The 3,863-nt window shown below is 58.8% G+C and carries 3 protein-coding genes; 2 read left to right on the forward strand and 1 reads right to left on the reverse strand.

The genetic code is table 11. The features are described 5' to 3' along the window. The first annotated feature begins 24 nt into the window (after positions 1–24). Together CE491_RS00230 and CE491_RS00235 are read left to right on the forward strand one after the other, a co-directional pair. Positions 25–612 carry a PilZ domain-containing protein gene (locus CE491_RS00230; RefSeq protein WP_110946391.1) on the forward strand — a complete coding sequence of 196 codons (588 nt, stop codon included), beginning with the start codon at positions 25–27 and terminating at the stop codon, positions 610–612. 171 nt (positions 613–783) lie between these two features. Next, entirely contained in the window at positions 784–1,506 is a 723-nt protein-coding gene (locus tag CE491_RS00235; RefSeq protein WP_110946389.1) for a glycerophosphodiester phosphodiesterase, read from the forward strand. 42 nt (positions 1,507–1,548) lie between these two features. Here CE491_RS00235 and sthA read toward each other — a convergent pair whose 3' ends face one another. Next, positions 1,549–2,943: a Si-specific NAD(P)(+) transhydrogenase gene (sthA, locus tag CE491_RS00240; RefSeq protein WP_110946390.1), complete on the reverse strand. Its 1,395-nt coding sequence runs from the start codon at positions 2,941–2,943 to the stop codon at positions 1,549–1,551. Positions 2,944–3,863 lie beyond the last annotated feature (920 nt).

A 3,863-nucleotide genomic window follows, 5' to 3' on the forward strand; every position in this document is an offset into this window, starting at 1 on the left:
AACCGCCGCTACCATGGGTTCGCCATGTCGACATTAGATGAAGAAGAACGCTGCGAATACTACCGTATCGAGGACAGCGTCGCACTGGAAATTCAACGCATTCCAGCGTCCGGTTCAGTCGACGAACTCGCTCATCGCGACACCTCGACACTCTTCGATCTGCTAAGCGAACTGCACGTCGCCGAGTTCGAGTCGCAGCATCTGCTGCGCCAACTGGACGACCGCGACCGTACCACCAACAGCTTCCTGCGGGCCATGAGCAAACGCATCGATCTGCTGGGTCAACTGGTGGCCCAGACCGTGCTCGGCAAGCTGGGCGCCCCGCAAAAAGTGATCATGTCCGAGGGCGGCCTGCAATTCGAATCCCACCAGCCCTTCCCGGTCGGCAGCCTGTTGTCAGTGAAAATGGTGCTGATGCCCCAGGCTTCCGGGATGCTGCTGCGCGCCAAAGTCACGCAGTGCCACTCGCTGACCATCGGTGATTTCGAGGTCGGCACCGAGTGGATCGAACTGAGCGATGCCCAACGTCAGTTGCTGGCTCGACACATCTTGCAACGACAAGCTGCGCAACGACGGCTGGCTCGAGAGCAGAACCATCCTGATCAGAAATGAATCAATTTATGCAAGCCTGCACGTGCAGTGGCGAGCGACGGGCAGGCAAGGCAAAAACAGGCGGCCGGGGTTGCTCCCGATTTCAGGGCACCTGAACGAGCATTCCGAGCCTGTTATTAACGCAGCATGGCCGAGCGCAGCACTTATCCTGGAAAGTCTTAAGGAGTATTTGTGACATTGATTTATGGCCACCGCGGCGCCAAAGGCGAAGCACCGGAAAACACCCTGACCAGCTTTCAGGAATGCCTCAAACACGGGGTCAAGCGTTGCGAACTGGACCTGCACCTGTCGCGCGATGGCGAGCTGATGGTGATCCACGACCCAACCCTCAAACGCACTACCGACCGGCGCGGCAAGGTGGTCGAGCATGCAGCGGCGGACCTCGTCACCTACGACGCGCGCAAGGGCGGCCCCGGTTGGGTGCAGCCGTGCCCTATTCCGCGGCTGGAAGAACTGTTCGAGAAATGCGCCTTCGATCACTGGCAGCTGGAAGTGAAAAGCGCTTCTCGCACCCGCGCAGCGACTACGGTGCTGGCGATTCGGGAAATGGCCCAGCGTCACGGGTTGCTGGACAAGGTCACCATCACTTCAGGCTCGCGGGAAGTCCTGCGCGCAGCTCTTGAGCTGACGCCGGATACCTCGCGGGGGCTGGTCGCCGAATACGCCTGGCTGGACCCGTTGAAGGTCGCACAAAGTTATGGCTGTGAAATTCTCGCGTTGAACTGGACGCTGTGTTCGCCCGAGCGCTTGAAGAAAGCCCAGAGTCAGGGCCTGCATGTGTCAGTGTGGACAGTCAACGAGCCCGCGCTGATGCGCAGACTCGCCGACTTCGGCGTTGACAGCCTGATTACAGACTTTCCCGGTTTGGCCAGCGCCACCCTCGGGAATTACTGAAATCGGTCTCCCCGGCCGGCTCAGGCCACCGGCCGGAGCCACTCAAAAAAGCCGGTTCAGACCGTCGTATGCCGCCACCCGATAGGCTTCGGCCATGGTCGGGTAGTTGAAGGTGGTATTGACGAAGTACTTGAGCGTATTCGCCTCACCCGGCTGGTTCATGATCGCCTGACCGATGTGCACGATCTCCGATGCCTGATCGCCGAAGCAGTGCACACCGAGGATTTCCAGGGTTTCGCGGTGGAACAGGATCTTCAACATACCCACCGGCTCATTGGAAATTTGCGCCCGCGCCATGCTCTTGAAGAACGCCTTGCCCACTTCGTATGGCACTTTGGCCTGGGTCAAATCGTGTTCGTTCTGGCCGATCGAGCTGATTTCCGGAATGGTGTAGATGCCGGTCGGCACGTCGTTGACGAAACGCCAAGCGCCATTGTCCACCGCACTGCCCGAGGCCGAACGGCCCTGGTCGTAGGCGGCACTTGCCAGACTCGGCCAGCCGATCACGTCACCGGCGCCATAAATGTTCGGCTTGCTGGTGCGGTAGGCCTCGTCCACTTCGATCTGGCCGCGACCATTGGCCTTGATCCCGACGTTTTCCAGACCCAGCTTGTCGGTATTTCCGGTACGGCCGTTGCACCACAGCAGGGCATCGGCCTTGATCTTTTTGCCGGACTTGAGGTGCAGGATCACGCCATTGTCCAAGCCTTCGACGCGCTCGTATTCTTCGTTGTGGCGAACCATTACGTTGTTGTTGCTGAAGTGATAGCTCAAGCCTTGGGAAATTTCCGAATCGAGGAAACTCAGCAGTTGATCGCGGTTGTCGATCAGTTCGACTTCCACGCCCAGACCGCTGAAGATCGACGCATATTCGCAACCGATCACGCCAGCACCGTAGATGATCAGCTTGCGAGGCGTGTGATTGAGGCTGAGGATGGTGTCGCTGTCATAGATACGCTTGTGGGTGAAGTCGATGTCGGCAGGGCGATAAGGGCGCGAGCCGGTGGCGATGATGATCTGGTTGGCGACCAGTTTTTCGACGACGCCGGTATTGCAGACCACGTCGATGGTGCGCTCATCGGCAAAGCTGCCGGTGCCGAAGAACACGTCCACACGATTGCGAGCGTAGTAGCCGGTGCGCGAGGCGACCTGCTTGTTGATGACTTTTTCGGCGTTTTTCAACACATCCGGGAACGAGAACCAGCGTGGTTCGCCAATGGCCCGGAACATCGGGTTGGTGTTGAACTGGATGATCTGCTTGACCGAGTGACGCAACGCCTTGGACGGGATCGTGCCCAGGTGAGTGCAGTTACCGCCGACCTGCCGACGGCTGTCGACCATGGCTACCTTGCGCCCAGCCTTGGCGGCGTTCATTGCCGCGCCTTCTCCAGCTGGGCCGGAACCCAGTACCACTACGTCGTAGTTGTAGACAGCCATGCGTACTCCTTAGAACAGGCCGAGGCGCCACTCTGGCGTCTCTGGCTAACTCACGCCGCGGCCGGCGGCATGAAGAATCGAAACTCGCGGCGCAGTCTAATCGTCCAGCGTCGCGCCGAACATTAACCCTTGGTCGCGTCGCAAGCCAATTTTGTCTGCGTTACCAGGCGCTTTCCTCGGCCGCTGAAGCCCGCCGGGATGCGCTGACTGGTGCGGATGATAAATGTGTTGGCGTCATGAAGCCCAATAAAAGCTGCAATTTTGTGGGTTTGGTTGGGATTTGGCGGTGTTTGGGGATTGGATTTTTGGGTGGCGTCGGTGAGATTCGTCCTTACGCCCGGATTGTTTCGCCTTCGGCGAATTACTTTTGAAAAAGCCGGAAGCCGGACCGGCCAAAAGTAACCAAAAGCGCTTGCTCCTGGTTTGGCCTACATCCAAGTCGCGATTTGCGTCGCCTCAAATATCGCGCAGCCGTCGGCAAGTCGGCCTACTACAAGGGGATTGCGTAAATGCGCAAAATCCCGGTCCGACTCGGAACTTGTAGGAGACGTCGGAGGTTACGACGGCAGCGAATGCGGTGGGTCTGTGAAAGGTGAGCTGTCTGACCCACCACCTTCGCGGCTGTCGCACAGCTCCAGCAGCTCCCACAGGTACAGCGCCAGCTTCAGGTCCTGATCCTGCTTTGCTTTGGTCGCCCGAGATATCGCGCAAACAAAGCTGTAGGCGCACCACAAGGGATTGTGTAAATGCGCAAAATCCCGGTCCGACTCGGAACTTGTAGGAGACGTCGGAGGTTACGACGGCAGCGAACGCGGTGGGTCTGTGAAAGGTGAGGTGTATGATCCACCGCCTTCGCGGCTGTCGCACAGCTCCAGCAGCTCCCACAGGTACAGCGCCAGTCTTCAGGTCCTGCTTTGCTT

Source organism: Pseudomonas bohemica (assembly GCF_002934685.1).
Lineage (GTDB): Bacteria > Pseudomonadota > Gammaproteobacteria > Pseudomonadales > Pseudomonadaceae > Aquipseudomonas > Aquipseudomonas bohemica.